Annotated in this window: 13 protein-coding genes and 1 tRNA gene; 8 read left to right on the top strand and 6 right to left on the bottom strand. The window is 63.2% G+C overall.

Annotation, left to right across the window (positions count from 1 at the left end):
* Positions 1 to 350: 350 nt before the first annotated feature.
* A tRNA-Leu gene (locus G6N77_RS13905) sits at positions 351 to 433 on the bottom strand.
* Between the two features lie 423 nt (positions 434 to 856).
* On the opposite strand from G6N77_RS13905, the gene G6N77_RS13900 reads away from it, so the two are divergent.
* The 7 genes from G6N77_RS13900 (at position 857) to pknB (ending at position 10,393) form a co-directional block, all read left to right on the top strand.
* Positions 857 to 1,648: an FhaA domain-containing protein gene (locus G6N77_RS13900; RefSeq protein ID WP_165182767.1), complete on the top strand. Its 792-nt coding sequence runs from the start codon at positions 857 to 859 to the stop codon at positions 1,646 to 1,648.
* Positions 1,645 to 2,130 (top strand): FHA domain-containing protein FhaB/FipA, encoded by a 486-nt coding sequence (locus G6N77_RS13895; RefSeq protein ID WP_165182766.1) that lies wholly within the window; start codon positions 1,645 to 1,647, stop codon positions 2,128 to 2,130. The genes G6N77_RS13900 and G6N77_RS13895 overlap by 4 nt, the downstream gene beginning before the upstream one ends.
* A gap of 2 nt (positions 2,131 to 2,132) precedes the next feature.
* Positions 2,133 to 3,818: a PP2C family protein-serine/threonine phosphatase gene (locus G6N77_RS13890; RefSeq protein WP_165182765.1), complete on the top strand. Its 1,686-nt coding sequence runs from the start codon at positions 2,133 to 2,135 to the stop codon at positions 3,816 to 3,818.
* Positions 3,815 to 5,185: an FtsW/RodA/SpoVE family cell cycle protein gene (locus tag G6N77_RS13885; protein ID WP_165182764.1), complete on the top strand. Its 1,371-nt coding sequence runs from the start codon at positions 3,815 to 3,817 to the stop codon at positions 5,183 to 5,185. Before G6N77_RS13890 ends, G6N77_RS13885 begins: the two co-directional genes overlap by 4 nt.
* A complete protein-coding gene (locus G6N77_RS13880; protein ID WP_165182763.1) occupies positions 5,182 to 6,636 on the top strand; it encodes a peptidoglycan D,D-transpeptidase FtsI family protein in 1,455 nt (484 codons plus the stop codon). Before G6N77_RS13885 ends, G6N77_RS13880 begins: the two co-directional genes overlap by 4 nt.
* The gene (locus G6N77_RS13875) at positions 6,633 to 8,396 is read left to right on the top strand and encodes a protein kinase domain-containing protein (RefSeq protein ID WP_165182762.1); all 1,764 of its coding nucleotides are present in this window, start codon (positions 6,633 to 6,635) and stop codon (positions 8,394 to 8,396) included. The genes G6N77_RS13880 and G6N77_RS13875 overlap by 4 nt, the downstream gene beginning before the upstream one ends.
* 62 nt (positions 8,397 to 8,458) lie before the next feature.
* Positions 8,459 to 10,393: a Stk1 family PASTA domain-containing Ser/Thr kinase gene (pknB, locus tag G6N77_RS13870; RefSeq protein WP_165182761.1), complete on the top strand. Its 1,935-nt coding sequence runs from the start codon at positions 8,459 to 8,461 to the stop codon at positions 10,391 to 10,393.
* Here pknB and G6N77_RS13865 read toward each other — a convergent pair.
* Genes G6N77_RS13865 through G6N77_RS13855 form a run of 3 tightly spaced genes read right to left on the bottom strand, consistent with a single transcriptional unit; the run spans position 10,390 to position 11,960 of the window.
* Positions 10,390 to 11,028 carry an anthranilate synthase component II gene (locus tag G6N77_RS13865; protein WP_165182760.1) on the bottom strand — a complete coding sequence of 213 codons (639 nt, stop codon included), beginning with the start codon at positions 11,026 to 11,028 and terminating at the stop codon, positions 10,390 to 10,392. The two genes, pknB and G6N77_RS13865, sit on opposite strands and share 4 nt — an antisense overlap.
* Before the next feature lie 5 nt (positions 11,029 to 11,033).
* On the bottom strand, positions 11,034 to 11,195 hold the full coding sequence (locus tag G6N77_RS13860; protein WP_165182759.1) for a hypothetical protein: 162 nt from the start codon (positions 11,193 to 11,195) through the stop codon (positions 11,034 to 11,036).
* Between the two features lie 3 nt (positions 11,196 to 11,198).
* The gene (locus G6N77_RS13855) at positions 11,199 to 11,960 is read right to left on the bottom strand and encodes a class E sortase (RefSeq protein WP_306987541.1); all 762 of its coding nucleotides are present in this window, start codon (positions 11,958 to 11,960) and stop codon (positions 11,199 to 11,201) included.
* A gap of 290 nt (positions 11,961 to 12,250) precedes the next feature.
* Between G6N77_RS13855 and G6N77_RS13850 the strand changes: the two genes are divergently transcribed.
* Positions 12,251 to 12,505, top strand: a complete 255-nt coding sequence (locus tag G6N77_RS13850; protein WP_165182758.1) for a cell division protein CrgA — start codon at positions 12,251 to 12,253, stop codon at positions 12,503 to 12,505.
* Positions 12,506 to 12,508: 3 nt separating this feature from the next.
* On the opposite strand, the gene G6N77_RS13845 is transcribed toward G6N77_RS13850, so the two are convergent.
* Both G6N77_RS13845 and G6N77_RS13840 read right to left on the bottom strand, forming a co-directional pair.
* Entirely contained in the window at positions 12,509 to 12,802 is a 294-nt protein-coding gene (locus tag G6N77_RS13845) for a hypothetical protein (protein WP_165182757.1), read from the bottom strand.
* A 648-nt stretch (positions 12,803 to 13,450) separates the two neighbouring features.
* On the bottom strand, positions 13,451 to 16,066 hold the full coding sequence (locus G6N77_RS13840; protein WP_165182756.1) for a response regulator transcription factor: 2,616 nt from the start codon (positions 16,064 to 16,066) through the stop codon (positions 13,451 to 13,453).
* Between the last annotated feature and the right edge of the window lie 643 nt (positions 16,067 to 16,709).

Raw genomic sequence — 16,709 nt, 5'->3', positions numbered from 1 at the left:
GTAGCGAACAGCACCGGGGCAACCCGCCAAAACACCAGCAGAACCGGCATCAAAGAGGGGGTTTTTCGCTTCCCCGCGAACCGGGGCAACTCGAAAAACAATACACACCTTTTCCCGGACACGCAACTTGGCCGGTTCCAGCCACTGCCTGAGGCCGCAAGTCGTGAGGATCCGCGGCGAAATCTAAGGATGCCGCAGGACAACGGCAAACCTTGGCACTGGCCCTCGCCGATGTCCCGTGTCAGGATTGGGCCCAGGCGGCTGGGTAAGCCAAGGGGCGGTTGGGTAAACAGCCCCCGGAACGCAAAAATCCCCGGCGAACCGAAGTCCACCGGGGATTTTTGAAAACGTGCGCGAGGGGGGATTTGAACCCCCACGCCCTTTCGGACACTGGCACCTGAAGCCAGCGCGTCTGCCGTTCCGCCACTCGCGCGTTTTCACTTGTTCACTGTTTCCCTTTCGGGTTTCAGTGGAACAGCGAGATCAAGCATATAGGACACTTTGCCAAAATGTCTAAACGACCCGCCTTGCCCTCCAAACACCACGCCAATCGACCCCTCGCCCCGGCGGCCGGCGGCGCGAAATCACACTGTTTACGCCCATCGGACACCCGGTTTGCGAAGATCATGCCGCGGTATGAAATGCATTGCCGAACTGCCTACTAATAAGGTTTTTCCAAGCCACGCCCAGTAGTATCGACTCTGTGGCGCGTTGCCCGCAGGCCGGACAACCACCGTGGCGTGCTTGTTTCACAGCAAGAACACGGGTGGTTCAAGAGCCTGGAGTAACAGCCTCAGGCCATGTGAGGGTGAACCGGTGCCATACTTGGGCACTGCGACTACGGAGAGGAGAACCGATGGGATTGTTTGACAACGTTGAGAAGGGCATTGAAAAGGCAGTTCGCGGTGCTTTTTCCCGTGGTTCCAAGGTCTTGCAGCCAGTGGAAATGGCCAGTGCATTGCGGCGTGAGCTCGATGACAAGGCAATGACACTGGACGCCGGGCGTACTCTCGCCCCCAACGTTTTCAACATCCAGCTGGGTGATTCAGACTTTGAACGTGCGCGCGCCTGGGGCGTGACCCTCGCCGAAGAATTGTGCGACGTGGTCATCAACCACTCCAGAAGTCAGGGCTATGTCCTGCAGGGACCGGTCCGCGTGGCCTTTAACCACCAGCCTGAGCTCCGATCTGGCCACTTCGAAATTGCCTCGGCCACGGAGAGAGAATCCGGCCAGGCACCGGCAAGCCTCCCCGGGCAGCCACCCTCAAGGCCGCCGGCGGCTCCGGCCCATGCGCCCGCCCCCGTGTACAAACGCCAGGCCCCCGCCGCCAATCCGGCGCCGGCAGGCCAGCCTGTGCTGGACATTGACGGTCAAAGGTATTCGCTAAACGCCAGCTCCATCACCCTGGGCCGTTCATCCGAAGCGGACATCCTCATCGATGACACAGGCGTCTCTCGGAAACATCTGGAGATTCGCACGCGGGAGGGCGTCAGCACCGCCGTCGACCTTGGATCCACCAACGGCAGTTACGTCAATGGCCACCGCATACGCGGCAGCGCCGGGCTGTCCGATGGAAACACCATCACCATGGGCCGCACCACCATCACGTTCCGCATCCTGCCGGCACGAAATGGCGGGCACACATGAACGATCTGAGCCTGACTGTCACCATCCTGCGCTTCGGATTTCTGATCTTGATGTGGGTCATGGTCTTCAGTGTGGTTGCCGCCATGCGCCGAGACCTGGTGATTGGCCGCAAGGCAAAGGTTGGGGCCCCCACGGCGCGCCAGGCCCGCAAACACCCTGAACTGGTGGAGGAAGCCCCGCCGGCCAAGGTACAGGCCCGCCAGCTTGTGGTCACCGAGGGCCCGTTGGCCGGAACCACGCTGGAATTGTCCGGCACCCCGATCCTTTTGGGCCGCGCACAGGAAGCAACACTGGTCCTGGAGGACGACTACGCCTCCGGACGCCACGCCCGCCTGTTCCCGCAGGGGACCCGCTGGTTCATTGAAGACCTCGGCTCCACCAACGGCACATTCCTTGGTGGCACGCAATTGACCCGCGCCCTGCCCGTGGAGCTTGGGGTTCCGGTTCGGATCGGCAAAACGGTCATCGAATTGAGGCCGTAACCATGGCCGGAAACCCCCTGATTCTGCGCTATGCAGCCAGGTCGCATGTGGGCCTGGTCAGGGCCAAGAATGACGATTCGGCCTACGTTGGACGGTACCTGGCCGTTGTGGCGGATGGCATGGGCGGCCATGCCGGCGGCGACGTGGCCAGCGCCTCCACCGTGCTCGACCTGATCCACCTCGATCACGGCAACTACGGGAACGACGCCGGCACCCACCTCGCCGATGAAATCCAGACTGCGAATTCGCTGCTGTCCGAGCTGGTGCATGTCAACCCCAAGCTGGCAGGAATGGGCACCACCGTCACTGCCCTGCTCCTTGCCGGGGATCGCCTGGCCTACGCGCACATCGGCGACTCACGTGCGTACAGGCTCAAGGACGGTGCCTTTGAGCAGATGAGCACGGACCACACCTTTGTGCAGCGGATGATCGATGAGGGCCGCATGACGGAGGCGGAGGCAGAGGTCCACCCGCACAAGAACGTGCTGATGCGCGTCCTGGGCGATGTGGATGCCTCCCCCGAGCTGGACCTTAAATACTTTGACGCCGAACCTGGCGAACGCTGGCTGCTGTGCTCCGACGGGCTCAACTTCGTGCGCCACGAAGTCATTGAACAAGTCATTCGCACCACCAAGAACCTCGCTTCCGCTGCGGAAACCCTGATTGACCTCACCCTGGCTGCCGGCTCGCCGGACAATGTCACCGTGGTGGTCTTCGACGTTGCCGAATCCAGCCCGGACGACACCACCACTGCGGCGCTTGAGACAGTCGCTGCACTGCCCGTAGGTCCACTCAGCGTAGGCGGGGGTGAGGATGACGAATCCGCCGTCGAAGGTGAAGCCGGGGATTCCGACGGCGACGCCGGCTCTGAGGAGTCGGAAGGGGACGACGGCGACACCCGGGCCGGTGCCCTCAAACACGGCGGTGAGCTGGATGTCCACATCAGCGAGGCGGCCGTCCGCCATGATTTGTCGCTGCGCCCCCATGAGTTGGTGGGCGCAGCGCTGACGGCCAATGCCGACGGCAAGATCCCGAAGCTGGCGCGCATTCCCGTCACCCAGCGCGCCGCGACCGTGCTGACCCACAAGCCCGAGGACACCGTGGGAACGGCCGCGGACGAGAATGAAGAATCCCTGCCACGGGTCCGTTACCGCTCCCTGGTGCTGGCAGTTGTTGGTTCACTTGCTGCCATAGCACTTGTTGCGGGCGGCTGGATTGCGTATTCGTGGACCCAAACCCAATATTTTGTGGGGGTGTCCCACGACAAGGTGGCCATATATCAGGGCGTTTCCCAAAACCTGGGACCAATTCCCCTCTCCCACCTCCAGCGGGAAACCACAGTGAAAGTTTCCTCGCTGCCGGAATACTCGCAGCAGCTGGTGGCCCGGACCATGCCCGCGCCTTCGCTTGACGCAGCCGAACAGATCATCAGTGACCTGCAGCTGGGCACGGGTTCCAGCACGCCGCCGTGCAACCTGGCGCCGTCCACTGCATCCCCAACCGCATCCGGCGGGCATACGCCGTTTTCCACTGTGGCACCGACCGCCAAGCCAACCGCCAAGCCAACGCCTTCCGCGTCGACAAAACCCGCGTCGCCAGGGACCACGCACGCCTCCGGGGCAGCCACACATGCTTCGTCGCCGATACCGACCCCAACAGCCACGTGCACCCCGGGAGGTGGACATTGAGCCAGCTCGCAACTGTTCCCAAGCCGCGCCGCAACATTGAACTGCTGCTTTTGGTCCTGGCACTCATTGTCGGCATTACGGCCAACGCCCTGGTCAACCTGAACCTTGGCAAGACGTTTGACAACGATTTCTACACCCAGTGTGTTGTGTTGACGGTGCTTTCCCTGGCCGTGCACATCTCCTTGCGCCTTCGGGCCAAATATGCCGATCCGGTCATATTGCCGGTGGTGGTTGCCTTGAACGGCATAGGTCTGGCAGTCATCCACCGGCTTGACATCACCTCCGGCGACACGGCCGGGCAGCGCCAATGGCTGTGGACGGGCTTGGCCGTTGCGGCAGCAGTGGCGGTGATCTGGGTGGTCAAGGACCACCGCATCCTGCGCCGCTACACGTACATTTCCCTGGCCCTTTCCGTCATCTTGCTGCTCATGCCCCTGGTGCCGGGCCTTTCAGCCGGCGATGTCAACGGTGCCACCGTCTGGATCAAACTGGGGCCGTTCACCTTTCAACCTGGTGAAATCGCCAAGATCACCCTTGCCATATTCTTTGCCGGGTACCTGTCTTCGAACCGAGACCTGATCCTGCTGGCCGGGCGGAAGATCGGCCCGCTGCAACTGCCGCGTGTCAAGGACCTGGCGCCCATGATCGTGGCCTGGCTTGCCAGCGTGGGCGTGCTGGTATTCCAGCATGACCTCGGCACCTCGGTGCTGTTTTTTGGCCTGTTCATGGTCATGATCTATGTGGCCACCAGCCGCATCAGCTGGATCTTCATCGGTCTGGTGCTCATCGCCGTCGGCGGTTTTGCGGCGTACCAGATCTTCCCGCATGTGGCGCGGCGGATCGACGTTTGGGTCCACGCCTTCGACCCCCAATACATTGGTGCCGCCGGCGGCAGCTACCAGGTGGTCCAGGGCCTGTTCGGCATGGCCAACGGTGGCCTGATTGGGACAGGCTTTGGTCAGGGTTCACCCCAGACCGTGCCGCTGGCCAACAGCGACATGATCATTGCCAGCATCGGCGAGGAACTGGGCCTGGTGGGGTTGTTCGCCGTCGTTTGCCTCTATGCGCTGTTGGTCGCCAGGGGGTTCCGCGCAGCCCTCGGCACCCGCGATGCGTTCGGAAAGCTGCTTGCCGTGGGCCTCGCCTTCGCCGTGGCGCTGCAATGCTTCGTGATCATTGGCGGGGTCACCCGGCTCATCCCCTTAACCGGTTTGACCACCCCCTTCCTGGCGGCGGGAGGGTCCTCGCTGCTGGCAAACTGGATCATTGTGGCCCTGATCCTGAAAATTTCAGATGCCGCCCGGAGACCCATCAACGTTTCCGCCGATTCCCCGCAGACCCCCCATCAGGAGGTGCAAACACCGTGAACCAAGCAATCCGCAATTCCTGGATAGTGGCCATCGCCTTGTTTGTGCTGCTTTTTGGCTCCATTTCCTATGTCCAGTTCTTTGCCGCCGATTCACTCAACAGCAATCCGAGCAACAACCGCCAATTGCTGGCGACCTTCTGCAACAACCGCGGCCCCATCCTGGTGGGAGGGCATCCCATTGCCGAATCGGTTGCCACGAATTCTGATTGCAAGTACCAGCGCAAATACAACGACCCCTACCTTTATGCCGGGCTCACCGGTTTCTTCAGCCTGAGCAACGGCCAGTACGGCATAGAGGCAGCCATGAAGGAACAGTTGGCCGGCACCAGCACCGACGCATTGTTTGAACGGATTTCCCAGGCGTTTACGGGCGCCACACCGCAAGGCCGTTCCGTGGAACTGACCATCGACGCGAACCTCCAAAAGCTGGCGTACAGCATGATCCCCGACGGCGTCCCCGGATCGATTGTGGTCATGAATCCCAAGACCGGGGCGATTCTGGCCATGGTCTCCAAGCCGTCATACGACACCAACCTCATGGCCAGCCATGACAAGGAAACCGTGGCGAAGGCCTACGACAACCTGGTCGGCCAGCCCAACACCAACTTGTTTGGTTCCCCTGCCTTCAAGCAGCTGTACGCACCCGGTTCCGTGTTCAAGCTGATTGACACGGCGGCCGCCCTGGAGTCAGGCAAGTACAACAAGGACAGCGTGCTGCCCAACCCGGCGGAACTGGCGTTCCCGGGCATCAACTACACGCTGCCGAACTACCGGTACGGCCAATGCGATTCACAAAGCAAGGCCACCTTCACCTTTGCCCTGGAAAACTCGTGCAACACCCCGTTTGCCAGCATTGCCCTCAACCTGGGCCAAGACGCCATCACCAAGGAGGCGGAGAAGTTCGGCTTCAATGACTCCTCGGTGAAGATCCCCATCGGGGTGGAGACCAGCCGCTTCCCGGGCAGCAGCGGGACGCTGGACCAACCCGGCCTGGCCCAAAGTGCCATCGGCCAGCGTGACGTACAGGCGACCCCACTTGAAATTGCCATGATGACGGCAGCCATTGCCAACGGCGGCAAGCAGATGCAGCCCAACCTTGTCCAGACTGTCCGCACCCCCGACCTGCAGACGGTGCAGAGCTTGACTCCCCAGGTCCTGCGCCAGTCCACCACCCCCGAAGTTGCCAAGCAAATCACCGACTGGATGGTCAGTGTGGTGGACAACGGCATCGCTTCCGGGGCTGCCGTGCCGGGTGTGAAGGTGGCGGGGAAGACGGGAACCGCGGAGGTTGCCAACAATTTGAACAACGCATGGTTCACCGGTTTCGCACCGGCCGACGATCCGCAGGTGGTGGTCACCATAGTGATGCCCAATGTGGACGTCGTCACCGGAGCACAATTAACAAGTCCAAACGCAAGCAAACTCTTCAAGGCGGTGTTGAAAAAGTGAGGCCTACATCAGGAATCACCTTAGGCGGCAGATTCCAACTCACCTCACGCATTGCCATCGGCGGCATGGGAGAAGTCTGGAAGGCCCAGGACTTGGTCCTGGGCCGAATAGTGGCCATTAAGATCCTCAAGGACGAATACACGGGGGACCCGGGTTTCCGGGCCCGCTTCCGTGCGGAGGCCAAGCACACGGCACTGCTAAACCACGTGGGCATCGCCAACGTCTTTGACTACGGCGAAGAGGACGGTTCCGCCTACCTCGTCATGGAACTTGTTCCCGGCGAGCCCCTGTCCGCGCTGATTGAACGCGAACATGTGCTCTCCGCCGACTGGACACTGTCAATGATCGCCCAGACAGCCCGGGCCCTGGCCGTGGCTCACGCCCAGGGCCTGGTGCACCGTGACGTGAAGCCAGGCAACCTGCTCATCACCCCGGAAAACCGCGTAAAGATCACGGACTTCGGCATTGCGCGCCTTGCCGACCAGGTGCCGCTGACGCAGACGGGCCAGGTCATGGGCACCGCCCAGTACTTGGCGCCGGAACAGGCCACCGGGCAGGTGGCTACGGGGTCCAGCGACATATATTCCCTGGGCGTTATAGGTTATGAGTGCATCACCGGCCACCGCCCCTTCTCGGGCGAATCCCAGATTGCCATTGCCCTGGCGCAGGTCAATGACGCCCCGCCGCCACTTCCGGACACGCTTCCCACGCCGGTGCGCGCCCTGTTGATGTCCATGCTGGCCAAGGACCCGGGCAACCGCCCCGCCAATGCCTTGAAGCTGGCGGAAGCTGCGGAGGCCATCCGCACCGGGGACATCAAGGCGGCCCACGCCGCGGTCCCCGGCATGCTGCTCTTCGAGTCCACCACCGGACCCATCACGGCCCCCGTGGACATCGATGGCACAGCGGCGACCACTGTCGTTGCGAATGTTGCCGAGCCAAGCACGACGGCGCTGCCCACCGTGGTTGCCGACGTCGCCCCTGCCGCGGCACAGCCTACCCGGGCCGAGATGCTCGGTGCCGAACGGCCCTGGGACGAGCAGGACCCCCTGCTGGCCGGCTTTGACTCGGAGGAAGCCCCGCCGGAGCCGGCCAAGCGCGGCCGCAGCCCGTGGACGTGGCCCGCCGTGGCCTTGATTGCACTTCTCCTTTTTGCCGTCATTGCGCTGCTGCTGCAAAGTTGGGGGGTGTTTGGTTCCAACCCGGCGCCCGGACCCACGGCATCCACGTCGGCGCCGACATCGGCCACTGCCACGGAAACCACCCCGTCGGCAACGCCGAGCGAATCCGCCACGCCCAGCGAGACCCCGTCAGCCACACCCACGGAGGTGACGGTGTTCGCGGACCAGTACCTTGGACAGCCATACGACGCGGTGCGCAGCGCCCTGGAAAAAATGGGCTTGAAAGTGACCCGGGCCCCGGACGCGTTCAGCCAGAAGGTTGCCGCCGGGGACGTCACCGACCTGACCCCCACTGGTCCGCTGGCACCCGGCAGCGTGGTGACGGTGACCGTCTCGAAGGGCCAGGACCTGATCACGGTGCCGTCCTCTGCAGGCGTCAGCGCCAATGCCTATGACAAGGCCCTGACCGACGCCGGACTCCAGCCCGCGCGGGTTGACGAGGCCTCCAGCTCGGTCACCCCGGGCGACGTGATCCGGACGAACCCGGTGGCGGGCACCCAAGTGGCCAGGGGCTCGATCGTGACCTACTACGTATCCACCGGACCTGCCCCGTCCGCCACCGCAACGCCCACCCCGTAAACCGTCCGCCCGCACCCCGCAGCATCACCCACCATCCACCGAACAGAAAGGACCAAGGCACCATGAGTGTTCCCCGCGTCCTGAATGGACGGTATGAAATGGGCGTGCTGCTGGGCCGCGGCGGCATGGCGGACGTCTACATGGCCAAGGACACCCTGCTGGGCCGGACCGTGGCCATCAAGCTGCTCCGTGGCGACGTGGCCCGGGACGCCCAGCTCCAGGCCCGGTTCCGCAGGGAAGCCCAGGCGGTGGCGGGGCTGAACCACCCGTCAATCGTTGCCGTGTATGACACCGGCGAGCATGTCAGCGACGACCCCCTTCGCGACGGCGCCACGCTTCCCTACATCGTCATGGAATTTGTGGACGGCAAGACGCTGCGTGAGTTGGTCCGCGAGGACGCCATCAGCATCAACCAGGCCATTGATTTCACCCAGGGGGTGTTGGCCGCCCTCGAGTACAGCCACCGCGCCGGCATAGTCCACAGGGACATCAAGCCGGCCAACGTGATGGTCACGGCGGATGAGCAGGGCACACTGCACGACGTCAAGGTCATGGACTTTGGCATTGCCCGCACCATTTCCGATTCGGCCGCAACCATGACCCAGACACAAACTGTCATGGGCACGGCACAGTACCTTTCCCCGGAGCAGGCGCGCGGGGAAACGGTGGATGCCCGCAGCGACCTCTATTCAGCCGCCTGCCTGTTCTACGAAATGCTGGCTGGTCGGCCGCCGTTCACCGGCGATTCGCCCGTTTCCGTGGCGTACCAGCACGTCCGCGAGGTGCCTCCGGCGCCGAGTTCCTTCAATCCCGAGATTTCCCCGGCCCTGGACAGCGTGCTGCTGCGGGCCCTGCAAAAGGACCGGCAGCACCGCTTTCAGGATGCCGCATCCTTTCGCCGTGCGCTGAGGGCCGCCCGCACCGGAGTCCTGTTGGCCCCCGCCGCTGCAACGTCCGCCAACACCGACCCCCTGGCCACGGTGGCGGCAGTGCCCGCGCCCGCCGCCGTCGAGCCCGTGTTGGCGCCGGACCCGGCCCCGGTAATGGACGACGGCGGCCCGGCCACCCGTGCCATGGCGAAGGTCCTGGCCGGAGGTCCGCTGACCACCTACGACGGCGGAGTCCCCGAGGAACCCCTGGGTCCGGATCGTGCCACCAAGCGCCGGCGCCGGGCCTGGACCACCATCTTGTTTGTCTTTCTGGCGATCATCCTGGCCGGGGGCGCCCTGGTGGGGTGGAACCTGCTCAACGCCAAGCCGCCTGCGCCCGTCCAGGTAAGCGTGCCACAGGTGGCTGGTTTCAGCGAGGAGGACGCGATGGCCAAGCTCAGCGCCCTGGGCCTGGAACCGCGCCACGCGGAGGAATATTCCAGCACGGTCCAGGCCCAGCTGGTGATCCGCACGGACCCTCCCGCGAATGCCCTGGTCAACGAACACTCCACGGTTGACGTGGTGGTGTCGAAGGGGCCGTCCGAGGTCACGATGCCCAAGGATGTTGCAGGCAAGACCGAGGCGGAGGTCAGGAGTGAACTGCAGGCGCTGGGCCTGGGATTCAAGCCAAACCAGTTTGTCGACAGCGGCCAGATCCAGTCCACGTTGGTGGTGGGAACCGATCCTGATCCGGGCAAGACAGTGCCGGTGGGGACCGAGGTCACCCTGAAAATTTCCAGCGGCAATGTTGCCATGCCGTCACTCTTTGACCTGACCAAGGATCCCGCCAAGGTCAGGGAGGTTGTCACCGCCGCGCTGGCGAAGGTGTCGCCGTTCCTTCAGGTGAGGTTCGAGGAGGCCGAGAACGCCGCCGTGACCCCGGGCATGGTGACCCGTCAGTCCGAGGCTGCCGGCACCGAAGTCCCGCAACGGACCACGGTGGTTGTCACGCTGGCCAAGGCCCCGCCAAGCCCGCCGGCCACTCCGTCGCCCACCCCCACACCGAAGCCCACGGCCACCGCCACGGCCACGGCCACGGACCAGCCGACGGCACCGCCCAACGGTTAGTTGTTGATGAGCGGGCTCAGTGTGGCGGCCTTCGCGGCAGCGCCCTTCAGGCCCACGGATTCCAACCAGTTGCCCACCATTTGGTAGCCCCCCTCGGTCAGCACCGATTCAGGGTGGAATTGCACCCCGCACAGGGGCGCGCTCTTGTGGGCCAGTCCCATGACCACGCCGTCGGCCGTTTCAGCCGTCACTTCCAGGACCTCCGGAATACTGGCCGGCACGGCAGCCAGTGAATGATAGCGAGTTGCCGTGACAGGGCTGGGCAGCCCGGCAAACACCCCGTCACCGTGGTGGTGGACCAGGCTTGTCTTGCCGTGCATGAGCTGTTCGGCGTGCGTGACCACGCCGCCGTAGGCCTCGGCAAGGGCCTGGTGGCCCAGGCACACGCCCAGCATGGGCTTGAGGCTGTCGCCGCACCACTTGATCAACTCAATGCACACTCCGGCCTCCGCAGGCGTGCCGGGGCCGGGGGAGACCAAAACCCCGTCACGCGCGGCCGCGAGCTCAATCGCCTCGGCCAGCGTGACGTCGTCGTTCCTGATGACAGTTGTTTCGGCACCCAACTGCTGCAGGTAGCCAACCAGCGTGTAAACAAAGCTGTCGTAGTTGTCGATCACCAATATGCGTGTGGTCATGGGGTTTAGTTCCCACCAATCGTTGAATCATTTATGGGGTTGAACTGGCTGAACCAGGGGAAGACAAACTGCATCAGCACCAGTACGGCGGCGGCAATAAACAGTGCGGCAGTGAGGATGCGGAACCAAAGCGGGCCCGGAAGGTGGCGGAAGATCCAGCCGTACATGGCTTAGCCTTTCGACTTGTTGGCGGCGACCTGGGCGGCGATGGCTGCCGGCGGGCCGGCGCTGGCGGGCTGCCACGATTCCATGACGGCGTAGGCAATGATGCGTTCCTGCGTGCCAAACCGGGGGTTGCAACTGGTCAGGGTCATAAACCGCTGCGTGGGCTTGGCGTTCTTTTGCGTGGGAACGGGCAACAAAACATCGCCCTGCGTCGGCAGCACAATTTGGTCATTGCGGAAAACGTACGTGTAGTAGCCGTCCTTCGTCTGCACGTAGATCTTGTCGCCGGGCACCAGCGTGTCAATGGCGTCCAGGACGGCTCCGTGGGTCTGGCGGTGGCCCGCCACGGCAAAGTTCCCAACGCCCCCGGGCATCGTGGAGGACTCGTAGCGGCCCAGTCCCAGGGTGTCCAGCTGTGCGCGGGCCACGCCGTCCACGAGGGGCCGGCTGTAGTCCTTTCCGAACCGGGGGATGTAGGCGACGCCAAAGACTTCACCCGGCGAGTTGATGGCCGGCATCACCACTGGCGGCCCGTAATTCTTGGGCGGAGTGCCCGCGGGCTGTGGCGCGGCTGGTGTCACCGGTCCCTGAAAGTTCCTGGCGAACTGCGACACCGCGTTTTGCTGCGTGTTGCCGGCGTCTATGTTGGTCCACCACAATTCCCACACCACAAAGAGCAGCACCACCACGCCAGCGGTGATGAGCAGTTCACCCGCGAGCTGAATGAGTGTCCGGACAAAACCTCGTCTGGTCCGGGCGGCCCGCACCCGCTTGCGGTTGCGTGCCTGCCGGGACCGGGCTGCCTTGTTCCCAGCGAGCAGTTCATCCACGCCCAGGGGGGCATCAACGTGCCCTGGCGATCGAACCACGCTGGGATCCTCCTGAATGCGTCGGGTAGGGCGTGCAGACTGCGGGTGCACTATTTACAGCTAGAATTACGTCAACAATACCGGCAGTTCAGTACCAGCTACATTTTACTGTTCGACAGCGCGTAATGGACCGCCTGCCCTGCACCGGCTGCGCCGCTGCCCCCGTTCGAGAAGCCAAGGAGCTCCAAGTGCCCGAGTCAAAACCGCGTCGCCGTCCCGCCAAGGGCCCGTCAGAGACGCCGTCTTCCAAGGCACAAAAGCCCAACGCCGTCTGGTTCCTGCCCCTGATGGTCACCTTGATGCTGGTGGGGCTGTTCTGGATCATCGTGTACTACATCTCGAACGGCGCCTACCCCCTTCCGGGGGTCAACAACTGGAACATCGGCATCGGCTTCGCCATTGCCCTGGCGGGGTTCATGATGACCACCCGGTGGCGCAGCTAGGATTCAGTCGCCGGCCCCGCCGGCCTCCCCGTAGTCCCCGGTGATGTATTCACCTTTGGGGTCCTTGTCGTCGTGCCCCGGCACATCCCCAGCCGTCCCGTAGTCCGCCTCCACGAAACGGCCCTCGGCAGCCTCCGGGTCTGCTCCTTCAGTGCCTCCGCGGCCGTAATCGCCCTCCGTGTACTGGCCTTGCGATTCGGTGGCGTGGTGTCCGGGTTCCGTACCGGCCTTCCCGTATGCCCCCTGGACGTACCGTCCGCGGTCTGTTCCACGGTCCTGGGCTTGATCTTCGGCCATTGTTCGCTCCGCCTTTCGCAGCTCGTTTTCAGCGGCCCCAGCGGCTGCTTCCCTGCCCTGCGTATCTTTCAGTCTAGGCTCGTGCCCACACTTTAGACAGGGGGCGACGAGCCCCTCCCCGGCAGTCCTGCCGTCCAAGTCGCCATGGAAACACAAAAGCCCTCACCGGGGGAGGGTGAGGGCTTTTGCTCCTAACTCAGTGGCAGTCAGCTGGGGGACTATGCTGCCACTCGTTCCCTAGGGCAAATTCGGCTCTAGAGAATACTTTCCCTGCGAAGGGAACACACGGAGCATGCAACTGGGACTGGGGCTGAAGGACCGGCTGGTCCAAGGAGGCCGTCACCCTCTCCAAGGTGTCTGCAAAGACAACATTCCGAACGGGGCTATTGGAGAGGATGGCCATGTCGGGGATCGCAACCCCGACCATGGTCATGGGCATGCTTCCGCAATAAGGATTGCCGCCCAAGTGGCTCGACGCCGGACGCGGCGACCACATTGAAACATTCATGAAGCACCCCCAGTAATAGTTCCGGTGCACACTTTCGTGTTCCCTAAGGCTAGGAAGCGCCGGGACACAATTCCCGAGTGGCGACCACTCTAATTTCCCGGGCCCTCCACTCAGTCAGGGACCCAGCTACGTGTTTCAGGTCAGCGCTGCAGGTGAATGGCCGCAGTGTTGGCAGCGTCATTGTTCATCAGCTCAGCCAGCTGTTCCCTGGACTGAAGGTCAAGCTTGATGAAGGTCCGGTACAGGTGGCCCTCAATGGTGCGCAGCGAAACGTTCAGCCTGGCGGCGATGGCATTGTTGGATTCGCCCCGCGCCACCAGCACGGCAACCTCGTGCTCGCGGCGGGTCATTTGCGGCCGGTCCACGCTGTTGAACACCAGGGCGGCCAGCCCTGGCATTTGCTCGCGCATCAGCACCAGCTTGCTGGCAGTCTTGCGGCTCTTGTGCACCTTGCCCCGGTCATGGAACTTCTTCTGGGCCTGGGCTGCCAGCTCCACTGCAGTGAGTTCATAACCGTATTCCATGGCCATGGCACTGGCCTTGTCCAACATGACAGGGTCCTGTGTGCGCAAGGCCTCGGCCCAGCTCTGGAAGAACGGGGCGCCCTTGGATTCCAGCTTTTTCGCCACGTCACCGAGCCGAGGGACCACGCCGGACTCGCCGACTCGGACCAACAGCGACAATACGGTCAATTCCGTCCCGGCATAGCCTGATTCCTGGCACTCGTGCAGTATGTCGTACAGGTCCTTGACGCCGCGTTCGCGCTCACCTGCCAAGCTCCGGGCAGCGGCGGCGTAGGCCAGTCCTTCGAGGGCGTAAAACTTGCTGCCGCGATAATCGAGGGCATCAAGCCGGTCCAGGGGCAGCTGCGCCCCTTCAATATCCCCATGCATGACCCGGCAGTAGGCCATGAGTCCCAGAGCGGTGTGGAGGACCAGCCAGGGATCGTAGTCGGAAAGTGTTCCAACAGCGGGGATCAGCAGGGACAGTGCCTCGTCAATGTGCCCGCGGCGGCAGTGCATCATGGCCTCGCCCAAGTCGCGCAGGCCGCCCGAGGACAGCATCAGGTCGGGGTTGGTAAAGATCTGCGGTTCGAGCATTTTCGCCGCGGTGCCCCAGTCGCCGTCGTAGATGAAGGCTGAAACGCTACGGGCATACGCCAAAATAGAGATGTCTGGCCGGGGAAAGCCTTCAGGGCTTTCCAGTTCCCCAATCACCGCGAATGCCATCTCTGCTGCCGAGCCGATGCGCCCGATGGTGGAGTAAACCTCGCACAGCAGCGACTTCAGCTGCGTCTGGTCCACCCTGTTGGCCGTCATGGGGTGGTCCAGCAGCGCCAGGGTCCGTTCAAGTGCCGCCGTGCTGTAGCCAAGGGTCAAATCGCGCATGGCCTGGAGCGTCAAAACATCAATGTCGGCACGGGTGGACGGGTTGGCCAGGCTAACCTCGCCAAATTTGTCCTCATAGCTGCGCAGAGCCGATGCGAAGTGCACCTCATAATTGTGGTCCGGAAGAAACGCGAAGTGGGCGGCCCGCAAGGCGGCAGCGCCGTCGTCGGGCGTCACTGCCATTTCCAGGCTCTTGAGGGCAAGTGTGCAAGCCTGTGCAGCCCAGCTGTGGTTCAGGTGGGCAATGGAGCGCTGCGCCAGCAACGCGCCGGCGTGGGCCGGCCCCACATGGAGGCTGCTGATCTGAAGGGCTTCCGGCAGGCGCATCATTTCATTGGCCCGCGTGGCCGCGGCCAAAATCTGTTCATCGCTCACCGCGGCTCCGCAGTCAACTGCCCACCGGGTGAAGTTGATGAGCATATCCGAGCTGGTGCCGCCGTCGGGCACGAAAACCTTGGACACTTCGGCAAGGAGACGGCGGCTGCGTCCCACGGGAATCATCCGCCGGATGGGCCCCGCCGTGGCAGGCCGGGACAGGCACATGGTCATGGTGGAACCTGGGACTATGGCCACCAGGTCCCGCTGTTGGATGTCATCGACTGACTCGGAATCGGTCACGTCCAGCAAAATGTCCAGGGGCAGCGGGCCGGCCAGGGCCAGGATCTCGATGATGCGCCGAGACTCGGGTCCAAGATACTCCAGGTCCATCTGCAGGTAGTCCCGGGATTCGGATCCCAGCTTGTCCCCGGGATGGTCCAGCGTCCACACGCCTCCGACCTTTCGCAGGGACCCTTCCTCCAGTGCCCCCGACACCAAGCCCTTCAGGACCAGCGGATTTCCGGCGGACCTGCTCGAGAGGTAGTGGGCGGCCGACGCGGCCACCTGGCCGTCCAGAACATCTTCAAGAAACAGCCTGACATCGCTGCTCTTGAGCGGCGCCATTTCAAATCGGGCCAGATACCCGTCCCGCCACAGCTCCCGCAGATAGGTGCGGTGGCTTCCCGGCTGGTCCACCACGATCAGCTTGGTGTCGGTTGACATGATGACCTGCATAATGACGGCGGCACTTTGCTCATCCAGGTATTCGCCATTGTCCACCATGAGGAACACGTTTTCAGACTTTTCAAATCCGCTGCGGACTTGGTCCAGCAGCCCATTGAGGACTTCGTAGTAGTCGGTGCTGCGCGCCAGGTTCATGCCAACCCTCGCGTTGACCGCCCCAAAGGGAACAGACGAAAGGGCCTTGCTTGGGGAGAGCCTTATGGTGGTTGCGCCGGAGCCGAGGGCTGCTACGACCTGGCCCAGCATCCACGTCTTGCCGGCACCGTGCTGTCCCACAACAAGGACGCCCCGTGACGAGGCATCCATCAATTGCGCAACAATGTCTCCAACGTTAGCCCGGCGAGCCACAGTACCCCATTCCCCATATGCCGCCGCAGCAGAACGAACCGCCAACAGCGAGACCAAGTGCTGCCTGGACGCGAAGTGGCGCCATGGCAGGATGACCACTTGGCCTTAGTCTATGGAATGACCCGCCGTTCGTCGACGATTCGCAGCCATTTGTCCACCAAAGGTGAAAAGGCTGTCAACGATGCCGCACTCGGCCCGGGATGGTAGGGGGCTATCCCCACGCGGCAGTTGCCGGGTCGATCCCGTGGGACAGTGCATTGGCGTTGATAACCTGCCTCATCCAATGGCCCAGCCCTGGCTCAATCCCGTCATAAAAATTGGCGAACCCCTGCTCGGTGTCAAAGCCGCGCGCGAGCGGCTGCCTGCCACGACGGATCCCACCCCGCACCGAATGCGCGTGCTTGATCCCCGGCCGACAGCAGCACGCCCGTCTCGTCTGCTTTCACTAGCCGGTCAACAGAATTGGCGTTGGGCAGGGAAGGAATCTCCAGCAGGGGAACTTCGAGGTCACGCAGCAATTGCACCCGCCGTTTCCGCACCACCGGGATCCGTAGTGGGCATGACACCATCCTCCCAACCGGGGCTTGTGGCAAGTGCGTGC

This window comes from Arthrobacter silviterrae, from assembly GCF_011045165.1.
Classification (GTDB): domain Bacteria; phylum Actinomycetota; class Actinomycetes; order Actinomycetales; family Micrococcaceae; genus Specibacter; species Specibacter silviterrae.
This window is presented reverse-complemented; position numbering and strand designations above follow the sequence as displayed.

Bases quoted from the DNA above. Each gene is read 5' to 3' on its own strand.
- G6N77_RS13845 (WP_165182757.1), bottom strand. From the start codon at position 12,802: ATGGCCGAAGATCAAGCCCAGGACCGTGGAACAGACCGCGGACGGTAC.
- G6N77_RS13860 (WP_165182759.1), bottom strand. From the start codon at position 11,195: ATGTACGGCTGGATCTTCCGCCACCTTCCGGGCCCGCTTTGGTTCCGC.
- pknB (WP_165182761.1), top strand. From the start codon at position 8,459: ATGAGTGTTCCCCGCGTCCTGAATGGACGGTATGAAATGGGCGTGCTG.
- G6N77_RS13900 (WP_165182767.1), top strand. From the start codon at position 857: ATGGGATTGTTTGACAACGTTGAGAAGGGCATTGAAAAGGCAGTTCGC.
- G6N77_RS13890 (WP_165182765.1), top strand. From the start codon at position 2,133: ATGGCCGGAAACCCCCTGATTCTGCGCTATGCAGCCAGGTCGCATGTG.
- G6N77_RS13840 (WP_165182756.1), bottom strand. From the start codon at position 16,066: ATGGATGCCTCGTCACGGGGCGTCCTTGTTGTGGGACAGCACGGTGCC.
- G6N77_RS13865 (WP_165182760.1), bottom strand. From the start codon at position 11,028: ATGACCACACGCATATTGGTGATCGACAACTACGACAGCTTTGTTTAC.
- G6N77_RS13895 (WP_165182766.1), top strand. From the start codon at position 1,645: ATGAACGATCTGAGCCTGACTGTCACCATCCTGCGCTTCGGATTTCTG.